The sequence below is a fragment of the Sphingobium sp. TomTYG74 genome (assembly GCF_055393875.1).
This window is the reverse complement of record NZ_AP027341.1, coordinates 2,121,958-2,139,905: the sequence shown is the minus strand read 5'-3', so window position 1 is coordinate 2,139,905 and position 17,948 is coordinate 2,121,958. Positions and strand designations below refer to the sequence as shown.

Sequence of the window (17,948 nt, the reverse complement as noted above, 5' to 3'; positions counted from 1 at the left end):
AGGACAGAGCTAGTGGGTCTCAGGGCCAGAGTATAGCGTCAGCGGTTTCATAGCCCGTGTTCCTGCGCAGGCAGGAACCCGGTTCGAACCGCAGGACTAGGTTCCTGCCTGCGCAGGAACACATCACCGCGTGGCACCCAGAACCGCCCCAGCGGCACCTTGCGGTGCCGAATGACGCGGGCAGGCATCCCCCGGATGACTGCTATTTCCGCGTCATTCCCACTCAATCGTGCCGGGAGGCTTGGACGTAAAGTCATAGCATACGCGGTTAATGCCCTTGACCTCATTGATGATCCGGGTCGCAACCCGGCTGAGGAACGCCGCATCGAACGGATAAATATCCGCCGTCATACCGTCGGTCGATGTCACCGCCCGCAGCGCGCAGACGCTGTCATAGGTCCGATGGTCGCCCATCACGCCCACTGTGCGCACCGGCAGCAGCACGGCAAAGGCTTGCCAGATCGCATCATAGAGGCCCGCATTGCGGATCTCCTCCAGATAGACCGCGTCCGCCTTGCGCAGGATATCGCAACGCTCCTTGTTCACCTCGCCGGGAATGCGGATGGCAAGACCGGGGCCGGGGAAGGGGTGGCGGCCGACGAAAATCTCGGGCAGCCCCAATTCACGGCCCAGCGCGCGCACCTCGTCCTTGAACAGTTCGCGCAGCGGCTCGACCAGCTTCATGTTCATGCGATCAGGCAGACCGCCGACATTATGGTGGCTCTTGATCGTCACCGAAGGCCCGCCTGTGAAGCTTACGCTCTCGATGACGTCGGGATAGAGCGTCCCCTGCGCCAGGAACGCCGCGCCGCCGATCTTCTTCGCCTCATCCTCGAACACGTCGATGAAGGTCTTGCCGATGAACTTGCGCTTGGCTTCGGGATCGGTAACGCCCTCCAGCCCCTTCATGAACAGCGTCTCCGCATTCACATGAACCAGCGGGATATTATAGCTGCCCCGGAACAGCGACACGACCTGCTCGGCCTCGCCGCTGCGCATCAGGCCATGATCGACGAACACGCAGGTCAGCTGGTCGCCGATCGCTTCGTGGATCAGCACCGCCGCGACCGCGCTATCGACGCCGCCGGACAGGCCGCAGATCACCTTGCCGTCGCCGACCTGCTCGCGAATTTCGGCGATCTTGGTCGCGCGGAATTCCGCCATCGTCCAATCGCCCTTCAGGCCGCAGACATGGCGCGCGAAATTGGCGATCAGCTTGCCGCCGTCGGGCGTGTGCACGACTTCGGGGTGGAATTGCGTCGCGTAGAAACGCTTTTCCTCATTTGCCGTCATGGCGAAGGGCGCGCCCTCGCTCACCGCCACCACTTCAAAGCCCGGAGCCAGCTGCGTCACCTTGTCGCCATGGCTCATCCACACCTGATGCCGCTCGCCCTCGGCCCACAGGCCATCGAACAGCGCGCAACGCTTCTTGATCTCAATAAAGGCGCGGCCAAACTCGCCGCTTTCCCCGCCTTCGACATTGCCGCCCATCTGCTGCATCATCGTCTGCTGGCCATAGCAGATGCCCAGGATCGGAATGCCCGCGTCAAAGAAGCTCTGCGGCGCGCGCGGGCTGTCCTCCCACATCACCGAAGAAGGGCCGCCCGACAGGATGATGCCCTTGGGCTGCATCCGCTTGAACGCCGCATCGGCGCTGTTGAAGGGCGCGATCTCGGAATAGACGCCCGCCTCGCGCACGCGACGCGCGATCAGCTGCGTCACCTGGCTGCCGAAGTCCACGATAAGGATGGAATCCTGAAGGGGCAGCGTCATCGAATCGCCTTTATGAGCCGAGAGAAATGGGATGGGGCGCGGTTAGTGCGCTTGGCCCCGCTTGTCCAGCGAAGGGACGTCCTGCGCCCGCCCCGCCGCCCAACCCAGCAACGCCGCGCCAGCCAGGACCGCCCCGGCGATCAGGAACGCACTGCCGATGAAGGGCAGCACCGGCCGCTCGCCAACCGACAAGCTATAGACAGCACCAAAGAAGATCGGCGAGAGAACCCCAGCAATCGACCCAACGCTGTTGTTCGCGCCCTGCAACTGCCCCTGCTCGGATTCGGACACGCGCTGGGTCATCAGCGACTGGATGGTCGGCATCGCCAGCCCCCAGAACGCATTGGGGAACACAGCCGCGATGAACAACCCCTCCGTGGACGCCAGGCCCATGGCCGCCAATCCCAGCGCGCCAAAGGAAAGTCCGATAATCATCGTCCGCCGGTCGCCCAGCTGCTTGGCCATTGGCCCGACGATCAGGCCCTGCACGCTCATGTCGAGCGCACCGACGAGCGCGAACAATATACCCACCTGCCAAGGACCCCAGCCATAGCGGTCGCCCGCATAGAGCACGAACACCGCTGAAAACAGGTGATGCGCGAAATGGAGCAGAAAGTTGACGGTGGCGAGGCTCGACAGCTCCGGATGCGACCTGAGCAGCTTCAGCGCCCCGAACGGATTGGCCCGCTTCCACGAAAAGGCCATCCGCTTCTCCGGCGCCAGCGACTCAGGCAGGATGACAAGGCCATAGAGGAAGGCGAGGGCGGAAAAGCCCGCCGCCGCCCAGAAGGGCGCCCGTACCGAGATCTCCCCCAGCATGCCGCCCAGCAGCGGCCCGGCGACGAACCCCCCGCTGAACGCCGCGCCGATCAGGCCATATCCCCGCGCCCTTTTTTCCGGCGGCAGGATATCGGCCATATAGGCGAAGGTGGACGTGAAGCTGGACGAGGTGACGCCCGCCAATATCCGCCCCAGCGCCAGCCACCACAGGTTGGGCGCCAGAGCCATCAGCAGGAAATCGAGCGCCAGCCCAGCGACCGAAATCAGGATCACCGGCCGCCGTCCGAAGCGATCCGACAGCGATCCAATGATCGGCGAACACAGGAACTGCATCACCGCCCACAGCGCCACGAGCAGGCCGTTCCACAAGCCCGTGCCCGTGGTCGATCCGGTCAGCTCCTCGATCAGCTGCGGCACGACCGGAATGACGATCCCCATCGACATCACGTCGAGCATCGCCGTCAAAAGAATGAACGCGATGGCGGCTGTACGAGGCGGGACGGGCGGCGGGGACATGACGGCTCCTTGCGCTGCGACGGCCTTAAGCCTTCAAAAGCAGATGACATCACCTGCTCAGCGCATGCATTAAAGCATTTTCGAAGCAGATGGTATCATCTGCTGGCTCGGAAAATGCGGGAAACAAAAGACAAATAATGCATGATCCGATCCAGTCAGATCGGATCATGCATTAGATCGGGGACGCTCCTGACGCGGCTTGGTTCAATCACGCCATGACGAAGCCCGACCCCTAGCGGTTTCGCCGCCCGAAAAAAAGGGGTTCGCTCCGCCCCGGCTATCGCGCCGCCGGGTTCCGGGGAAACTGGAGATTGGCGATCCGGCCATTCTGCACCGAACAGGTGAAATGGAGCGTCCGGCCGTCCTCCGACCGCCAGCTGGAACGGGCGTCGATGTCGCCCTCGACCTGATAGCGCCCGCGCGTCTCCACGGGCTCCTGCACCTGCCGTACCTCGGCAAAGCCGCCGTCCCGCTCTGCCTCGTCACGGGCCGCAACCGCGCATTCGGTGATCGCCTCCTCGCGTTCCCGGTCGACCCGCGCGTCTTCAGTTCGCTCGTCCGGACGGGCATAAGCTTGATTGCGCGGCGGGGACCCGGCCTGCGCATCCACCCCGCCGGTCACATCGGAAAAATCATCATCAGCCCGCTGCTGCGCCTGGGGCGGGCTTCCCCGATCCTCGCCGCCGGTCACATCGTCATCCGCATAAGGATCATCTTGCGCCTGCCGGTCGCTCGCGCTGGGATAGCCATAATCCGGTTGCGTCTGTGCATGGACCATGCCGCCGGGCACCAGCGCCGCCACGCCCAGCATCGCTCCCGTCATCCAACCCGCCTTGCCGGTCATCCCATCACTCTTTGTCAGCTGCGGGACGTGTCTAGGCTTGACCGGCTGTCGCACGGCTGAACGCGGCCGGGGTATCGTCGAGGCAAAGGTAGGCAGCGCAAAACAAAACAGGCCGCAGCTCCATCGAGCCGCAGCCTGTTTCGATTTATCCGGCCGCCCCTAAAAGGAGCGCCTTGCCCTTGATCAGGCCGCTTCCAGCTCGTCCGCGTCGGCGTTCTGGACTGGCCCCGAATCCTTGCCCTTCGCATCGACGTCGCGGTCGACCAGCTCGATGATCGAGATCGGCGCCGCGTCCGAAGCGCGGATACCGGCCTTGATCACGCGGGTGTAGCCGCCGTTGCGATCCTTGTAACGCTCGGCCAGAACTTCGAACAGCTTGATCAGCTGCGTGTCGTCCTGCAGGCGGGCGTGCGCCAGACGACGGTTCGACAGGCCACCCTTCTTGGCGAGGGTGATCAGCTTTTCGACGTAGGGGCGTAGTTCCTTCGCCTTGGGCGTGGTCGTCAGGATCTGCTCATGCTTGATGAGCGAAGCCGCGAGGTTGCGGAGCAGCGAGTTACGATGCCCGGCGCTGCGCTGCAGCTTACGATGACCAACCTTATGACGCATATGTCTTTCCTTCCGTTCGTTAAGGGGCCGTTTGAGGTACCCCAGACCAGGCAACCGTTAGAGGTCGTCGCCCATTCCACCTTTAATCCTCCCCATCGTGAGATGGGGAGGGGGACCATTCGCGCAGCGAATGGTGGAGGGGGCGACGGTGAAACCGTCGCTTGCGCGACGGCCCCTCCACCGGCTTCGCCGGTCCCCCTCCCCCCACTTCGTGCGGGGAGGAACTTTTAGCCCAGCAGCTCTTGTTCGAGCTTCTTGGCCATTTCCTCGATATTTTCCGGCGGCCAGCCGGGGATGTCCATGCCCAGACGTAGGCCCATGGACGACAGCACTTCCTTGATTTCGTTCAGCGACTTGCGGCCGAAATTGGGGGTGCGCAGCATCTCGGCTTCGGTCTTCTGGACCAGATCGCCGATATAGATGATGTTGTCGTTCTTGAGGCAGTTTGCCGAACGCACCGACAGTTCCAGCTCGTCCACCTTCTTGAGCAGGTAGCGGTTGATCTGGTTCGTGTCGCTCTCGCCCTCGGCAGCGGCAGCCGCAGCGGTGCCAGCAGCCGGAGCGGCCACGGGCAGCGCGTCTTCGAAGTGAACGAACAGCTGGAGCTGGTCCTGCAGGATGCGGGCGGCATAGGCCACCGCGTCTTCCGGCGTGACGGTGCCGTCGGTTTCGACGGTCAGCGACAGCTTGTCATAGTCCAGTTCCTGGCCGACGCGGGTATTGTCGACCTTGTAGGCGACCTGACGGACGGGCGAGTAGAGCGCGTCGATCGGGATCAGGCCGATCGGCGCATCGGCCGGACGGTTGGCGACGGCGGGGACATAGCCCTTGCCGACGTCAGCGGTCAGTTCCATGTTCAGCGTCGCACCCTGGTCCAGATGGCAGATCACCAGGTCGGGGTTCATCACTTCGATGTCGCCGACGGTGGTGATGTCACCGGCGCGGACTTCGCCCGGACCAGTCGCGGACAGCTGCAGGCGGCGGGGACCGTCGCCTTCCATGCGGAGCGCGACTTGCTTGATGTTCAGGACGATGTCCGTCACATCTTCACGCACGCCGGCCAGCGACGAAAATTCGTGGAGCACGTTCTCGATCTTGATCGAGGTGACCGCCGCGCCCTGGAGCGAGGACAGAAGAACCCGGCGCAGCGCGTTGCCGAGCGTCAGGCCGAAACCGCGCTCCAACGGTTCGGCAACGAAAGTCGCCTTCCGCTTGCCGTCGCCCGCTGCCTTGATCTCAAGGCTGTTGGGCTTCTTCAATTCCTGCCAGTTCTTCATGTTGACAGTCATGTATTTCCCCTGGGGATAGGCCGGAACGTTTGAAATCCTGAACCCGACAGGACCGACCGGCGATGTAGATGGGTTAGCGGGCGGCGCGTCCGCCGCCCGGAAAACTCAAGCGCAGCGGTTAGACGCGGCGGCGCTTGGAAGGACGCACGCCGTTGTGCGGGATCGGCGTCACGTCGCGGATCGAGGTGATGTGGAAACCGACGGCCTGCAGGGCGCGCAGAGCCGATTCACGGCCCGAACCCGGACCCTTCACTTCGACTTCCAGAGTGCGCACGCCATGTTCGGCGGCTTTGCGGCCCGCGTCTTCGGCGCAAACCTGCGCGGCGTACGGGGTCGACTTGCGGCTGCCCTTGAAGCCCATCATGCCGGCCGAGGACCAGCTGATCGCATTGCCCTGGGCATCGGTGATGGTGACCATCGTGTTGTTGAAGCTGGCGTTGACGTGCGCGACGCCGGCCGAGATGTTCTTGCGTTCGCGGCGCTTAATGCGCTGGGGTTCGCGTGCCATGTTGCTCTAATCCTACTGAAATCGTTAAAAGCGGAAGTGACCGGAGGGCCGAGCCGAAGGGGCCGACCCTCAACGATTACTTCTTCTTGCCAGCGATCGGCTTAGCCTTGCCCTTGCGAGTGCGCGCATTGGTATGCGTGCGCTGGCCGCGAACCGGCAGGCCCTTGCGGTGACGCAGGCCGCGATAGCAGGCCAGATCCATCAGGCGCTTGATGTTCATCGCGGTTTCACGACGCAGGTCACCTTCAACGGTGAGGTCGGCGTCAATGGCTTCGCGAATCTGCAGGACTTCGGCGTCCGACAGGTCCTGAACGCGGCGGCTGTGGTCGATGCCCAGCTTGTCGGCGAGGTCGACTGCGGTCTTGCGGCCGATGCCGTGGATGTAGGTGAGCGCGATGATAACGCGCTTGTTGGTCGGGATGTTAACACCCGCAATACGTGCCATGGTAATCTGTACTCCTGCTCCACGGGGCGGTTGGCGCCACCCCATCTCAAAGCGTCCGGGCCGAGCCCTAGAAGGACTTCAGCCGATTCGATAGCCCCCGAGACGCAAAAAAGACGGCCAGTGCCATGCACTGCCGCTCACCAGCGTGTCCGGGATGCGTCCGCCCCTAGCGATTCGGCGGGAAACTGTCAATTGGCGAGGGGTGCTTAGCGCTGCGTTCTTGGGAAGCGCACTCCTGCTCCCCCTCCCGCAGGCGTTCAAACGAGGCACGTGACTCGTTTGAAGGGGCCGGGGGGTGGGCCAGCGCAACGCCGATGTGACAAAAAGAAGCGGCTCTGCTCGCGTCCTCCTTCCGGAGAGGGGCGTATATCGCCACCCGCCAGCCCAAAAAATCCTTTTCCAGTTGAACCCGTCCCGCCCCCTCGGGCATTGAATGGCGCATGCGCATATTCCCCGCCTCCGCCATCCTCGCGTCCCTGCTGCTCCTCCCTGCCTGCGTCGGCGCGCCAGAGGCGCCCCCCCAGCCGCCAGCACCGCGCCCCGCACCCGCGCCCTCGGCGACGCCACCTCTGCCAGCTCCCGGGCCGGTCGAATGGCAATATCGTCCCGCGACGCCGGGCAACTGGAGCTACCGCGCGGAAGGATCGGGCTCCGTCGCCTCCTTCGCCAGCCCCGCATCCGGGACGCTGCTCTCCTTGCGATGCGATCCCGCCGCAGGCCGGATCAGTCTTCTGCGCGCCGGGGCAGTGAAGGGGAGCGTCACGCTTCGCACCAGCTATGGCGCGGTCAGCTGGCCCGCCACGCCGAACGGTTCGGGAACCCTCGCAGTCCGCGCCGCCAGCGACGCGGCGCTTGATCAGATCGCCTACAGCCGGGGCCATTTCGCCGTGGAGGTGCAGGGGCTCGAAACCCTGATCCTGCCCGCCTGGGCAGAGGTTGGCCGGGTCATAGAGGACTGCCGCCGCTAAAAGGGCCATTTCCGGCCGCTTGCCGCACATCTTGTGGGAGGATCGACTTAAAAAGCACCAGATCGGCTTTTCAAGCGGACGCGCCATTATGATTCGAAAAAAGAATTTTACAAGTCTTGATCATGCTTCCCGTCTGATTCACAGTCCATGTCGTGGCCAGGTCAAAAACGGTTTTCCAGGGCGGGCTGCGCGGGCTTTAACAAGCGAAAGGAGGTGATCCGATGTCTCATGGTTCAGCAGTGAGGTCGGTCAAGTCCATTCGGGAAACGCGCCGCTGAGCGACGTCATAACGTCGGTTTTTACAGACATTGAAACAGCCTCTGCCGCGACCAGTCGCGAACGGGCGTTCCTTGCCTGCAAAGATAGCGCGATCAACGTTTCCGTTTGGCGGCACTTCCGGCCGCTGTGACCATGTCAATGATGGGCCGCTGGGACTTATCTACCCAGCGGCCCCTCTCATTTTGTGGCCTAAGCGCAAACCGATATGGGGCTGAAGTGCAACCCAGTTCCCTCTCTCCTTTAGGGGTCGCAGGGAGGCGCGTGACTCCCTGCGAGGTTAGGGAGAGGGGCTGCAACGCTTAAGAGGCTGCCGCCGTCCCGATCGACTCCGTTTTCCTGGGCAAGCTTATCGCCATGCTGGGCATGAGCTTCGTTGGCATCGGCTTCTGGGGGGCGGGGGTCGTCCTGGGCGTCCGGATTTTCGCGGGGCCGGACATTGCGCCGCCTACCCCTGCCGTCGGATGGCCCATGTTCCTGCTGCTTGGCGGCGTCTATTTCACCATGGCCTATGCCTTGCTGGGCTCCCTATTCCTGGGCATCGGCGCGCAGGCCGCAACCGTGCGGGAGGTGCAGACGCTCAACATGCCGGTCACCATGGCGCAGATGGGCGTCTTCTTCTTCGCGACCTACGCAGTCGATCATATGGGCTCCGCTCCAGAGATTGCCGCGATCATCTTCCCCTTCTCATCGCCATTCGCAATGATCGCACGGGCGGCTCAGGACACGGCGCTGTGGCCCCATATTCTTGCTATCATCTGGCAGGCGATTTGGGTTGCCGCCATCATCCGTCTGGGCGTCTGGCTGTTCCGCCGACATGTGCTTAAATCAGGTCAGGGCAGCAGCCGGAAATGGTTCAGGCGGCGCTCAGCCTCGATCGGCTAGGCAGATGGAATGACCCGGCGGGACCTTTTCAGAAGCAGCGCCTGTGCGGCGGCCGCTCTCGCCTTCTGGCGATTGGGCATGGAAGAGGCTGCCGCCGCTTATCCCTTTGCTCTGACCGATGCTGAGTGGCGCAAGCGCCTAAGCCCACTTGCCTATAAGGTGCTGCGCAAGCATGCCACTGAACATCCCTTCACCAGTCCGCTGAACAAGGAACATCGCGCCGGAATCTTCAAATGCGCTGGGTGCGGCCAGGCCTTGTTCAGTTCAAAGACCAAATTCGACAGCGGCACGGGCTGGCCGAGCTTTTGGGCGCCCTTGCCCCGTGCGATCGGTACATCGCGGGACATGTCTCTGCTCTATCCAAGGATTGAGGTTCATTGTGCCAGATGCGGTGGCCATCTGGGCCATGTGTTCGACGATGGACCGCCGCCTACCGGGAAACGCTATTGCATGAACGGCGTGGCGCTCAGTTTTTCGGCGGCATGATCCTGTAGACACGCAAGGACGTCATCCCCTGAAGCCTGACCGGCTTCAGCCAGGCGGGATGTCCACCCTTGTCCAAAATCATTGCCAGGCTGCCCGGATGCTCCTGAGCATAATGTCTGAACTCATTTAGGCTGGGACAGGTCACCAGATAGTCTGGCCCCTTGCCATTATTCAAAGCCGTCAGAATAGCCCGCGCCTTCGCTGGCGAGGCCGTAAAGCCCTCGACCACCGCCGTGATCCCGGCCGCATTCCGGTGATGGGCCGTGCCGATGACGTTGTGGGGGGTGCGGATCAAAATGTCGGGGCCGATATCCAGTGGAGCAAACAGCGTCGATCGGGGCAACTGCCGCAATGGGCTCAACGCCGCGGCAGTGCGGCATTCACCCGCAGGCGTGGGCGATTTATCCTCTTTCTCAGCGCCTGCCGTCGCTGCGATCCAGAGCGCGCACAAGGCCGCTGGTGTGAGCAAGGCGACCGCCGAGGATGCGAACACCCTTGGGATAGTCGCGGTTTTCCGCTGCGCCCGCTGGAAGAGCCGTAACATCAACCAGGCGATCCCCGGCAGCGCCAGCACATGAGCGACCGACATCGCCCGCATCACAAGCATGGCGACCAGCGTCGATCCGGTCAAAAGGAACGCCACGGTCAGCCAGCGGTCGCGCGTCTCGGCCGTATCGGCCATTCGCGCCGCCATGATCGACCCGGCCAGTCCTGCGATCGGGGGCAGCAGGATGAGCCCCATCATCGAGCGACCCTGTTCCCAGATCGGGCGGCCCTCCATGACCTGCAAATACCAGAGTTTATAGGCGACCGGCCCCAACGACTGGAAAGGATCGCCGGTCAGGCAAGAGTTGCCGGTTATGATGAACAGCGCGGCGGCAGCCAGTGCGCCCGTTCCAGCGGCGGCGCACCGTCCTGTCGCCGAAACAGGCGCGGCGATACGGAAAACAATCGGCGTAACGACCGCAAAGGCGATCAATGGCCAGATATAGGCCGCTGAAAGGGCATCACATTGCGCGTGCGCCAGCGGCGCCATGCCGCGCAGGACAGCCAGCAACAGCAATGCGGCAGTGCCCAAGGTCAGCGCATAGGCTACAAAACGGGGCGTCTCATCCCGATCTCGCCACTGCCGCAACGCCAATACAGCTGCGAACAGGGCGGCATAGGGCAGTCCTTCGCTCGAAATCTGTAGCCACACGGCCATGGCCGCGCCTGCGACCACGCCGCCGCGCCCTGGCCGCGAATCCATGATACCGGCAAGGGCGATCGTCGCCATTAATATCTGCCAGCCATGGTGATCGATCCGCAACGCCCCGAACTGCACGAGGATGGTCGGCGTCGTCAGCAGCAATATCGGCGCAAGTATCGCCGCCGGTTTGCCAGCAATGCGAACAACAGCAACATGCAGTGTCCATGCCAACGCGCCCAGCAACAGCAGTGGAACCGTCGAGCAGGCGATCACTTCGGCCAGGTGGCTGCCCAGGATCGGCCGCAGCATTAAGATTATCGCCGCGATCGGCATATCGACGATACGCGACCAATGCATAGGTCCGCCAAAGGGCGGGTTCACGCGATGCTGACTGACATCGAGAAAGGCTTGGCCGTCGAGCCAGTCGCGCACCTGCTGAAGGCGCATTGCGTCATCCGGATCACGAAAGCCCAAAATGCCCAGCTGGTCGCGCGCCAGCCACAACAAGATGATGGAACAGCAAATCCAGGCAAGGACGAGCCAGCGGGCACGGGGGGTGGCTGCCCCCCCAATGTCGCGGGTGAACCCCGTGCGGATCTTAGCGAGCGGCGAAGACGCCATATTTCCGGATCGCATATACCGATAGAAAACTTGCGGGGATGGCGAACAGCTTGGCAAGCGCCGGAGCCATTCCGGCGGCTCCCAGAACGCTGATCAGGCCGGATGTCACGGCGATGCCGACCACCGCGCTGACGGCAAAGCCCAGACGCTGCCGGTTCGTCGGGCCGACAGCCGAAGGAAAAACGAACCTAACACTGATCAGCCAATGCAGCAGCAGGCCCGATGCATAGCCGATGGCGCCCGCCATGGTGGGCGGCACATCGAACCGCAGCAACGCCAGGAACAGCAGCATGTCGCCGCAAAGCGCGCACAGGCTGGCCAGCAGATAACGGACTATGGTGAAGCGGACGGTTAAGGCGCTGGTCAGATGGCCAAGGTTCATCAATGCCATGACTGCCGGTTTACGCGGCCTTCAGGCGGCCGGGCACCCGCCGCACGCTCCCCAGAGCCGCATTCTGCCCGATTGCTTCTTCGCCTTCCTCGCCGGCTTCATGATATTCGGCGTCCTCATTGACCGCCCAGATGTCGAACTGTCGCTCGCCAGCTTCGATGTTCCGCACCGTCAGCATGGCGGTCATCATCGCATGATCCTGATTATTGTAGCGGTGCATCCCGTTGCGGCCGACCAGATGCAGCGTCGGGTAGAGCTGCTCAAGTTCCGTCCGCATCTTCAGCACATTGGCGGCATAATCATCATCATAGACGGGATAGGCTTTTTCCTGACGGACGACCGCTCCCCCGACCACATCGGCAGGATCGCACAGCCCCAGCATTGCCATTTCGCGCTTGGCGAGTTCGACCAGAGCATCGTCGCTGGACGACCACAGCCCGTCGCCCTCGAAACAGAAATATTCCAACCCGACGCAGGCCAGCGACGGATCGGGCACCATTTCCGGAGACCAGCTGCGGAAATTCTGGATGCGGCCGACCTGAACCTTCGAATCATGGATGTAGATCCAATTGTCGGGAAACAGGTCCTCCGACTTGATCATCAGTGCCACGGTCAGGAAATCGCGATACTTAAGCTCCATCGCATTGCCGAGCGTCGCGGGCAAAGGATGAATTCGGCCCGCCAGCTCACGCATCGGCGCGGAACTGATGACATGACGCGCCTTCAGCAGCACCTCACCCTCGGGACCCTGAGCAACCATCTGCCACCGGCCGGTGCTTTGGTCGTGCGATAGCTGCTTGAGGCTATGCGCCATCAGCACCCGGTTTCCCCGGCCGACGACGAAATCCCGTGCCGCTTCCCACATCATGCCGGGGCCAAGCCGTGGATAGCGGAAGCTTTCCAGCAAGGTCTTGGTCGCCATGCCATCATTGGGCCGCTTGTTAAGGCCCAGCGAGCGCTTCAGCCCATCCTTTACCGCGCCCCAAAGCGAAAGGCCCTTGATCCGCTGCGCCGCCCAGTCAGCCGACATCTCGTTGCAGGGCATGCCCCAGACCTTTTCGGTATAGGTCTTGAAGAAGATGGAGAACAGCTTGTGTCCGAAGGCATTCACCGTCCAATCCTGAAAGGATCGGACATTGCGGTTCGGTCGCAGCCTGGCCTTCGCGAAGCTCGCCATGCATAGCGTCGATCGCCAGACGCCCAGGTTCCACAGCGCCTCAAAGGCACGCAGCGGATAGCTGTAGAATTTGCCCTCATAATAGATGCGGCTCATCCGGGGGCGCTGGATGAAATCATTGGGCAGAATCTCGTTCCAGAGATCGACCACCTCCTTCGACTTCGAAAAGAAGCGGTGGCCGCCAATGTCGAAGCGGAATCCGTTCAGTTCAACGGTACGGCTGATCCCGCCGACATAGCGGGGGTCCTTCTCGATAACGGTAACCGAATAGCCCTTTTTGGTGAGCAGATAGGCTGCAGTCAGGCCTGCCGGACCCGCGCCGATGATGGCGACATCCACATTCTGGTCGATTTCCGGCATGCAATGCCCCCCGATAGGCTAACTTCTATCATCGGAATTGGCGGAAATCATCTAAGGAATGGTTAACGATCAGGTAAGCATGGCGGGGCAGGTGGGCCGCCCCGCCAACCTGTCTTAGTGGCGGAAGTGCCGCATGCCGGTGAAGACCATGGCGAGGCCCGCTTCATCGGCAGCCGCGATGACTTCCTCGTCACGGATCGATCCGCCCGGCTGGATCACCGCCGTCGCGCCCGCCTCGACGGCGGCGAGAAGGCCGTCGGCGAAGGGGAAGAAGGCATCGGACGCGACCGCCGAGCCGATGGTGCGGGCTTCGCTCCAGCCTGCCTTTTCAGCGGCGTCCTTGGCCTTCCACGCCGCGATGCGCGCGGATTCGAGGCGGTTCATCTGCCCCGCGCCGATGCCTGCGGTGCTGTTGCCCTTGGCATAGACGATGGCATTGGACTTCACATGCTTCGCGACGGTCCAGGCGAACAGGCAGTCGTTCAGCTCCTGATCGGTCGGCGCGCGCTTGGTCACGACTTTCAGCTGATCGCGCGAGATGTGGCCATTGTCGCGGCTCTGCACCAGCATGCCGCCAGCGATGCTCTTCATCATCAGGCCGGTGCGGCCGGGATCGGGCAGTTCGCCCGTCAGCAACAGGCGGAGGTTCTTCTTCTTCGCAAAGATCGCCTTCGCATCGTCATCGGCGTCGGGCGCGGCGACGACTTCAGTGAAGATACCGCTGATCGCCTCGGCGGTCGGGCCGTCGAGCGGGCGGTTGACGGCGATGATGCCGCCAAAGGCCGAAACGCTGTCACAGGCGAGAGCCGCTTCATAGGCCTCTATCAGCGTGTTGCCGGTGGCCACGCCGCAGGGATTGGCGTGCTTGACGATCACCACGGTGGGCGGGCCATCGCGGAACTCGCTGACCAGCTCCAGCGCGGCGTCGGCGTCGTTATAATTATTGTAGCTCAGTTCCTTGCCCTGAATCTGCTTCGCCTGGGCAATGCCGTTGGCCGAAGGACCGAGGGGCAGATAGAGCGCCGCCGATTGGTGCGGATTCTCACCATAGCGCAGCGTCGCGCCGAGCTTGCTCGACACGGCCAGCGTTTCGGGAAAGTCGACGCCCTGATCGGCGAAAGCGAACCAGCTGGCGATCATCGAGTCATAGGCGGCGGTCGCCGCATAGGCCTTGGCCGCGAGCATCCGGCGGAAGTCATAGCTGGTCGCGCCGCCCTTTTCTGCCATCTCCGCGATCAGGCGGGCATAGTCGGCCGGATCGGTGACAATAGCGACGCTTTCATGATTCTTCGCGGCCGAACGGACCATGGAGGGGCCGCCAATATCGATATTCTCGATGATCTCCTCGCGCTCGGCACCCTTCGCGACCGTGGCGGCAAAGGGGTAGAGGTTGACGACGACAAGGTCGATGGCGCCGATTTCATGCTCGTTCATCGACGCAACATGGTCGGGATTATCACGCACGGCGAGCAGGCCACCATGGACCTTGGGGTGCAGCGTCTTGACGCGGCCGTCCATCATTTCCGGGAAGCCGGTGAGGTCGGAAATATCCTTCACGTCCAGCCCGGCATCGCGCAGCGCCTTGGCCGTGCCGCCGGTGGAAACCAGTTCAACGCCATGTTTGCCCAGCGCCTGACCCAGTTCGACGAGGCCGGATTTGTCCGACACGGAAAGGAGGGCGCGTTTGATGGTGACGTCTGACATGATGCTTCCTGCTGTTCGAAGTGCCGCTCAGGCTTGCCGCAGCCCTCTAGTCCTGCCGGGCCGATGCGGCAAGGACAGGATTCGGAGTAAGGGCCTTAGCTCATCCGCTTGAAGAGCCAGCCGATGGTCGACCCGCCGGGCAGCGCTTCGGCGGTGACGACCAGTTGGCGGGTCTCATGCGGGCGGCCTTCTCCATCCACCCAGAGGCTTTCCTCGATGGCGAGCTTCCCGGCATTGGCGCGGAACTGCCAGATAGGCCCCATCTCGATGCGCAGCAGCGCGCCCATGCCGTCTGCCGTGGCGGTCGGCTCGACTCCGGGCGCGAGGTGGAAGCGGAGTTCGGCGGGCAGCTTTACCGGCCTGCGGCGGCGCGCGGCGGGCGTCAGCATGTCTTCGCCCCGGATTTCGCGGCCATCGATGCTGACGAGCAGCAGGCGCCGATGGACATAGCCCATGCGGCGCACATAGCCGTCATGGCTGATCTCAATCCGGCTGCCGCTTTCCTGTTCCTGCCGGTGAAATTCGACTTCGGTCACGCCGCGCCCTAGCGTGCCGTCGGGGAGCAGGGCGGTAGAGTTGCTGTTGTTCAGCACCAGCGTGCTGTGCGCCGCCGTGGTGCGCAGGCCCTGTGCGAGGCCGCCGGGCATCCAGGCGCCCTCAAGCGCGGCGCCGCCGCAATTGACGATCAGACGCTGCGGCCCGTCGCTGATCTCGATCGCGGTGGTGGAGGCGCACCCCGCCTCGGCCAGTCGGGCGACCGGAGGCGGCGCAGCATCGATCTGGACGATGGTCGTGCCCGCGACGAGCCGCTGATAGCCCCAATCGCTCGCCTGCCGTAGCGGACGTGCCCGCACGCGGCTCGCCCGGATCACAGCTTCTATGATGGCGGGGTCGATTGCGCCCGTGCCCTGCCAACTGCCAAGCCCGCCATCGCCATGAGTGAGGCCCAGCAGCGCGGGAACCATGCGCCCCTGCGCTTCGGCGAGGAAAGGCGGCACCTGTTCGCGGCGAACGTCATAGACCGCCCGCACCATCGCCAGCAGCATGATGGCGTCCAGTTGGTCACTGGGCGATCGCGAGATAATGCCGCCATCGTCATGAACCGTGTTTTCGATGGCGCGCTTGAGACCGGCCTCACCGAAAATCTTGCGTGCCGCGCCGCCTGGCAGCAGCATCGAAGCCGCGACGATCCCGCCCCAGGCCACCAGACGTGGGAGGCCAAGCGGCGCCTTGTCCGCGCCGCGATCCAGATGCCGCGCCGTCCGCGCGATGCAGTTCAGCACCAGCGAGCGATAGACCAGATCGCTGGACGACAGGATAAGGGGCGCATGGGCCGACCAGAAGAGCAGCCGCCAGCCTGCATTGTCGGCACGCCATGCCGGTTCGCTTGGCGTTTCGGCATGCACGTCCAGCCATTTGCGCAGAACTGCTTCGGCAATGGGCGCGCCCTGTTCCCGCGTCGCCGCCGATGACAGGTCGCGCAGCCATGCAAAGCTGTGCAGATAATCGGCGAAAGCGGGGATGACGGTCAGACGGTCAAAATCCAGCGTGTTGACCGGTTGCTTCAGCCCGCGAAAAAGAAAATAACCGGCCCGGATCGCCTGACCAGCCTTCGCATCGCCCGCAATCTCGTCATCGGGCACCGCGAGCAATTTGAGCGGATATTTGCCCTTCAGCCGCCGTCCGTGGATCGGCGTTTTCCAGCTCATCAGGTAAAAGCGGTTGGCGACCCGTTGGGCCAGCGACAGGCCCTTGTCATCCGCGACGCGGATGAGGCGCTTGCCCTGTTCGATTCCGTTTTCGGCTGGTTCTGATTCCGCCGTATCCGCAAGCGATGGGCTGGGGATGCGCCGCCTGTCGCTCACCCGCCTTTGAGCTTCCGGATATTGTCGGCATAGGCCGAAGGCCCGCCACGGAAGGTGGCGGTGCCAGCGACCAGCACGTCCGCGCCAGCTTCGATGGCGCGCGGGGCAGTGTTGAAATCGATGCCGCCATCGACCTGCAGGCGAATGTCGCGCCCGCTCTTGTCGATCATCTTGCGGATCGCCTCGATCTTGCGCAGCTGATTTGCGATGAAACTCTGCCCACCGAAACCGGGATTGACGCTCATCACCAGGATCAGATCGACGTCATCGATCAGATAATCGAGCATCTTGGCCGGGGTGCCGGGGTTCAGCACTATGCCCGCCTGTACGCCCAGCGACTTGATATACTGGATGGAGCGGTGAATGTGCGGCCCGGCTTCCGGATGGACGGTCAGGATGTCCGCCCCCGCCTGCGCGAAGGCGTCCAGATATTGATCCACTGGAGAGATCATCAGGTGGACGTCAAACGGCTTCTTGCTGTGTGGGCGGAGCGCCTTCACCACCGCCGGACCGATCGTGATGTTCGGCACGAAATGCCCGTCCATCACGTCGATATGAATCCAGTCGCAACCCGCCTCGTCAATCGCGCGCACCTCCTCGCCCAGACGGGCAAAGTCGGCGGACAGGATGGAGGGCGAGATAAGGATAGGGCTGGTCATCAACAGTCGGCTCTAGCCGCGCCTTGGGTCAAGGGCAACGACGCAGTTCGACCTTATCCACAGCCTTTTTCGGCCGTCATGGGCGGGCGGTTCAGGGCAGGCTGAAAATAGTTGGATCCAGGCCGCGTGATGCCATCGATCCGCGCGGCAAAAACTGCTTCACGCCGTGGAGCGCGACGACATGTGCACCCTCCAATATCGGGGCGGCGATGAGGCGCATGGTGCACTCGCCGCCGTCCCGTGGCCGTATATCGACGTCCACGGTGAAGCCGCGGCGATGGCGAATGGCGTAGGCGCGCAGCTGCTCCATCGCCTCGCGAGAATCGGGCTGGTAAAGCGATGTGGCGAGCGGGCGCGGAACCGTCATGCCCCGCTCCAGACCAAACAGGTCATAGACGCCGCCGGTCCAGCACAGGCTATTGTCGTCGAGATTGCAGTGCCACAGGCCAATGCCCCGCTCCGCCAGTGCTTGATCATCACGCGCGGTACGATCGTCGAGCGACACCGAAGCGAGATGCCGGTGCAGGTCGTAGAGCGGCCAGCTATGGTGCAGGGCAAGGGGCTCGGTCGGGCGCAAGCGATGCCTTTCTGACGTTGCCAGAT

17 protein-coding genes and 1 pseudogene are annotated in these 17,948 nt (G+C 63.1%); 3 read left to right on the top strand and 15 right to left on the bottom strand.

From position 1 onward, the window contains the following. Positions 1-47 precede the first annotated feature (47 nt). The 8 genes from ACZ5TB_RS10830 to rpsM form a co-directional block, all read right to left on the bottom strand. The gene (locus ACZ5TB_RS10830) at positions 48-227 is read right to left on the bottom strand and encodes a hypothetical protein (protein WP_464791229.1); all 180 of its coding nucleotides are present in this window, start codon (positions 225-227) and stop codon (positions 48-50) included. Next, entirely contained in the window at positions 214-1,773 is a 1,560-nt protein-coding gene (guaA, locus tag ACZ5TB_RS10825) for a glutamine-hydrolyzing GMP synthase (protein WP_460987176.1), read from the bottom strand. Before guaA ends, ACZ5TB_RS10830 begins: the two co-directional genes overlap by 14 nt. Positions 1,774-1,815: 42 nt before the next feature. Further along, the gene (locus ACZ5TB_RS10820) at positions 1,816-3,069 is read right to left on the bottom strand and encodes a TCR/Tet family MFS transporter (RefSeq protein WP_464791228.1); all 1,254 of its coding nucleotides are present in this window, start codon (positions 3,067-3,069) and stop codon (positions 1,816-1,818) included. 277 nt (positions 3,070-3,346) lie between these two features. Next, the gene (locus ACZ5TB_RS10815; RefSeq protein ID WP_464791227.1) at positions 3,347-3,913 is read right to left on the bottom strand and encodes a hypothetical protein; all 567 of its coding nucleotides are present in this window, start codon (positions 3,911-3,913) and stop codon (positions 3,347-3,349) included. Between the two features lie 183 nt (positions 3,914-4,096). Further along, a complete protein-coding gene (gene rplQ / locus ACZ5TB_RS10810; RefSeq protein ID WP_449470786.1) occupies positions 4,097-4,522 on the bottom strand; it encodes a 50S ribosomal protein L17 in 426 nt (141 codons plus the stop codon). Between the two features lie 227 nt (positions 4,523-4,749). Continuing rightward, complete coding sequence (locus ACZ5TB_RS10805; protein ID WP_196225075.1) at positions 4,750-5,811, bottom strand: DNA-directed RNA polymerase subunit alpha; 1,062 nt, start codon at positions 5,809-5,811, stop codon at positions 4,750-4,752. Positions 5,812-5,929: 118 nt separating this feature from the next. Next, entirely contained in the window at positions 5,930-6,319 is a 390-nt protein-coding gene (rpsK, locus tag ACZ5TB_RS10800; RefSeq protein ID WP_004208752.1) for a 30S ribosomal protein S11, read from the bottom strand. Between the two features lie 76 nt (positions 6,320-6,395). Beyond that, the gene (rpsM, locus tag ACZ5TB_RS10795) at positions 6,396-6,764 is read right to left on the bottom strand and encodes a 30S ribosomal protein S13 (RefSeq protein WP_007707977.1); all 369 of its coding nucleotides are present in this window, start codon (positions 6,762-6,764) and stop codon (positions 6,396-6,398) included. Between the two features lie 440 nt (positions 6,765-7,204). Between rpsM and ACZ5TB_RS10790 the strand changes: the two genes are divergently transcribed. The 3 genes and pseudogenes from ACZ5TB_RS10790 to msrB all read left to right on the top strand — a co-directional run bounded on the left by ACZ5TB_RS10790 (position 7,205) and on the right by msrB (position 9,379). Beyond that, the gene (locus ACZ5TB_RS10790; RefSeq protein WP_464791226.1) at positions 7,205-7,732 is read left to right on the top strand and encodes a hypothetical protein; all 528 of its coding nucleotides are present in this window, start codon (positions 7,205-7,207) and stop codon (positions 7,730-7,732) included. A gap of 585 nt (positions 7,733-8,317) precedes the next feature. After that, positions 8,318-8,893, top strand: a pseudogene (locus tag ACZ5TB_RS10785) (ABC transporter permease); the annotation flags it as partial. Between the two features lie 9 nt (positions 8,894-8,902). Continuing rightward, the gene (gene msrB, locus ACZ5TB_RS10780; RefSeq protein ID WP_464791225.1) at positions 8,903-9,379 is read left to right on the top strand and encodes a peptide-methionine (R)-S-oxide reductase MsrB; all 477 of its coding nucleotides are present in this window, start codon (positions 8,903-8,905) and stop codon (positions 9,377-9,379) included. Here the strand turns inward: msrB and ACZ5TB_RS10775 are convergent. The 7 genes from ACZ5TB_RS10775 to ACZ5TB_RS10745 form a co-directional block, all read right to left on the bottom strand. Then, a complete protein-coding gene (locus tag ACZ5TB_RS10775) occupies positions 9,360-11,204 on the bottom strand; it encodes a hypothetical protein (RefSeq protein WP_464791224.1) in 1,845 nt (614 codons plus the stop codon). The two genes, msrB and ACZ5TB_RS10775, sit on opposite strands and share 20 nt — an antisense overlap. After that, positions 11,167-11,580 carry a GtrA family protein gene (locus tag ACZ5TB_RS10770; protein ID WP_464778385.1) on the bottom strand — a complete coding sequence of 138 codons (414 nt, stop codon included), beginning with the start codon at positions 11,578-11,580 and terminating at the stop codon, positions 11,167-11,169. Before ACZ5TB_RS10770 ends, ACZ5TB_RS10775 begins: the two co-directional genes overlap by 38 nt. A 10-nt stretch (positions 11,581-11,590) precedes the next feature. After that, the gene (locus ACZ5TB_RS10765; protein WP_464791223.1) at positions 11,591-13,117 is read right to left on the bottom strand and encodes an NAD(P)/FAD-dependent oxidoreductase; all 1,527 of its coding nucleotides are present in this window, start codon (positions 13,115-13,117) and stop codon (positions 11,591-11,593) included. Between the two features lie 114 nt (positions 13,118-13,231). Beyond that, positions 13,232-14,821 carry a bifunctional phosphoribosylaminoimidazolecarboxamide formyltransferase/IMP cyclohydrolase gene (purH, locus tag ACZ5TB_RS10760; protein WP_464791222.1) on the bottom strand — a complete coding sequence of 530 codons (1,590 nt, stop codon included), beginning with the start codon at positions 14,819-14,821 and terminating at the stop codon, positions 13,232-13,234. 95 nt (positions 14,822-14,916) lie between these two features. Next, positions 14,917-16,686: a heparinase II/III family protein gene (locus ACZ5TB_RS10755; RefSeq protein ID WP_464791221.1), complete on the bottom strand. Its 1,770-nt coding sequence runs from the start codon at positions 16,684-16,686 to the stop codon at positions 14,917-14,919. After that, positions 16,683-17,345, bottom strand: a complete 663-nt coding sequence (rpe, locus tag ACZ5TB_RS10750) for a ribulose-phosphate 3-epimerase (protein WP_464791220.1) — start codon at positions 17,343-17,345, stop codon at positions 16,683-16,685. The genes ACZ5TB_RS10755 and rpe overlap by 4 nt, the downstream gene beginning before the upstream one ends. A 91-nt stretch (positions 17,346-17,436) precedes the next feature. Next, the gene (locus ACZ5TB_RS10745) at positions 17,437-17,922 is read right to left on the bottom strand and encodes a diguanylate cyclase (RefSeq protein ID WP_464791219.1); all 486 of its coding nucleotides are present in this window, start codon (positions 17,920-17,922) and stop codon (positions 17,437-17,439) included. Between the last annotated feature and the right edge of the window lie 26 nt (positions 17,923-17,948).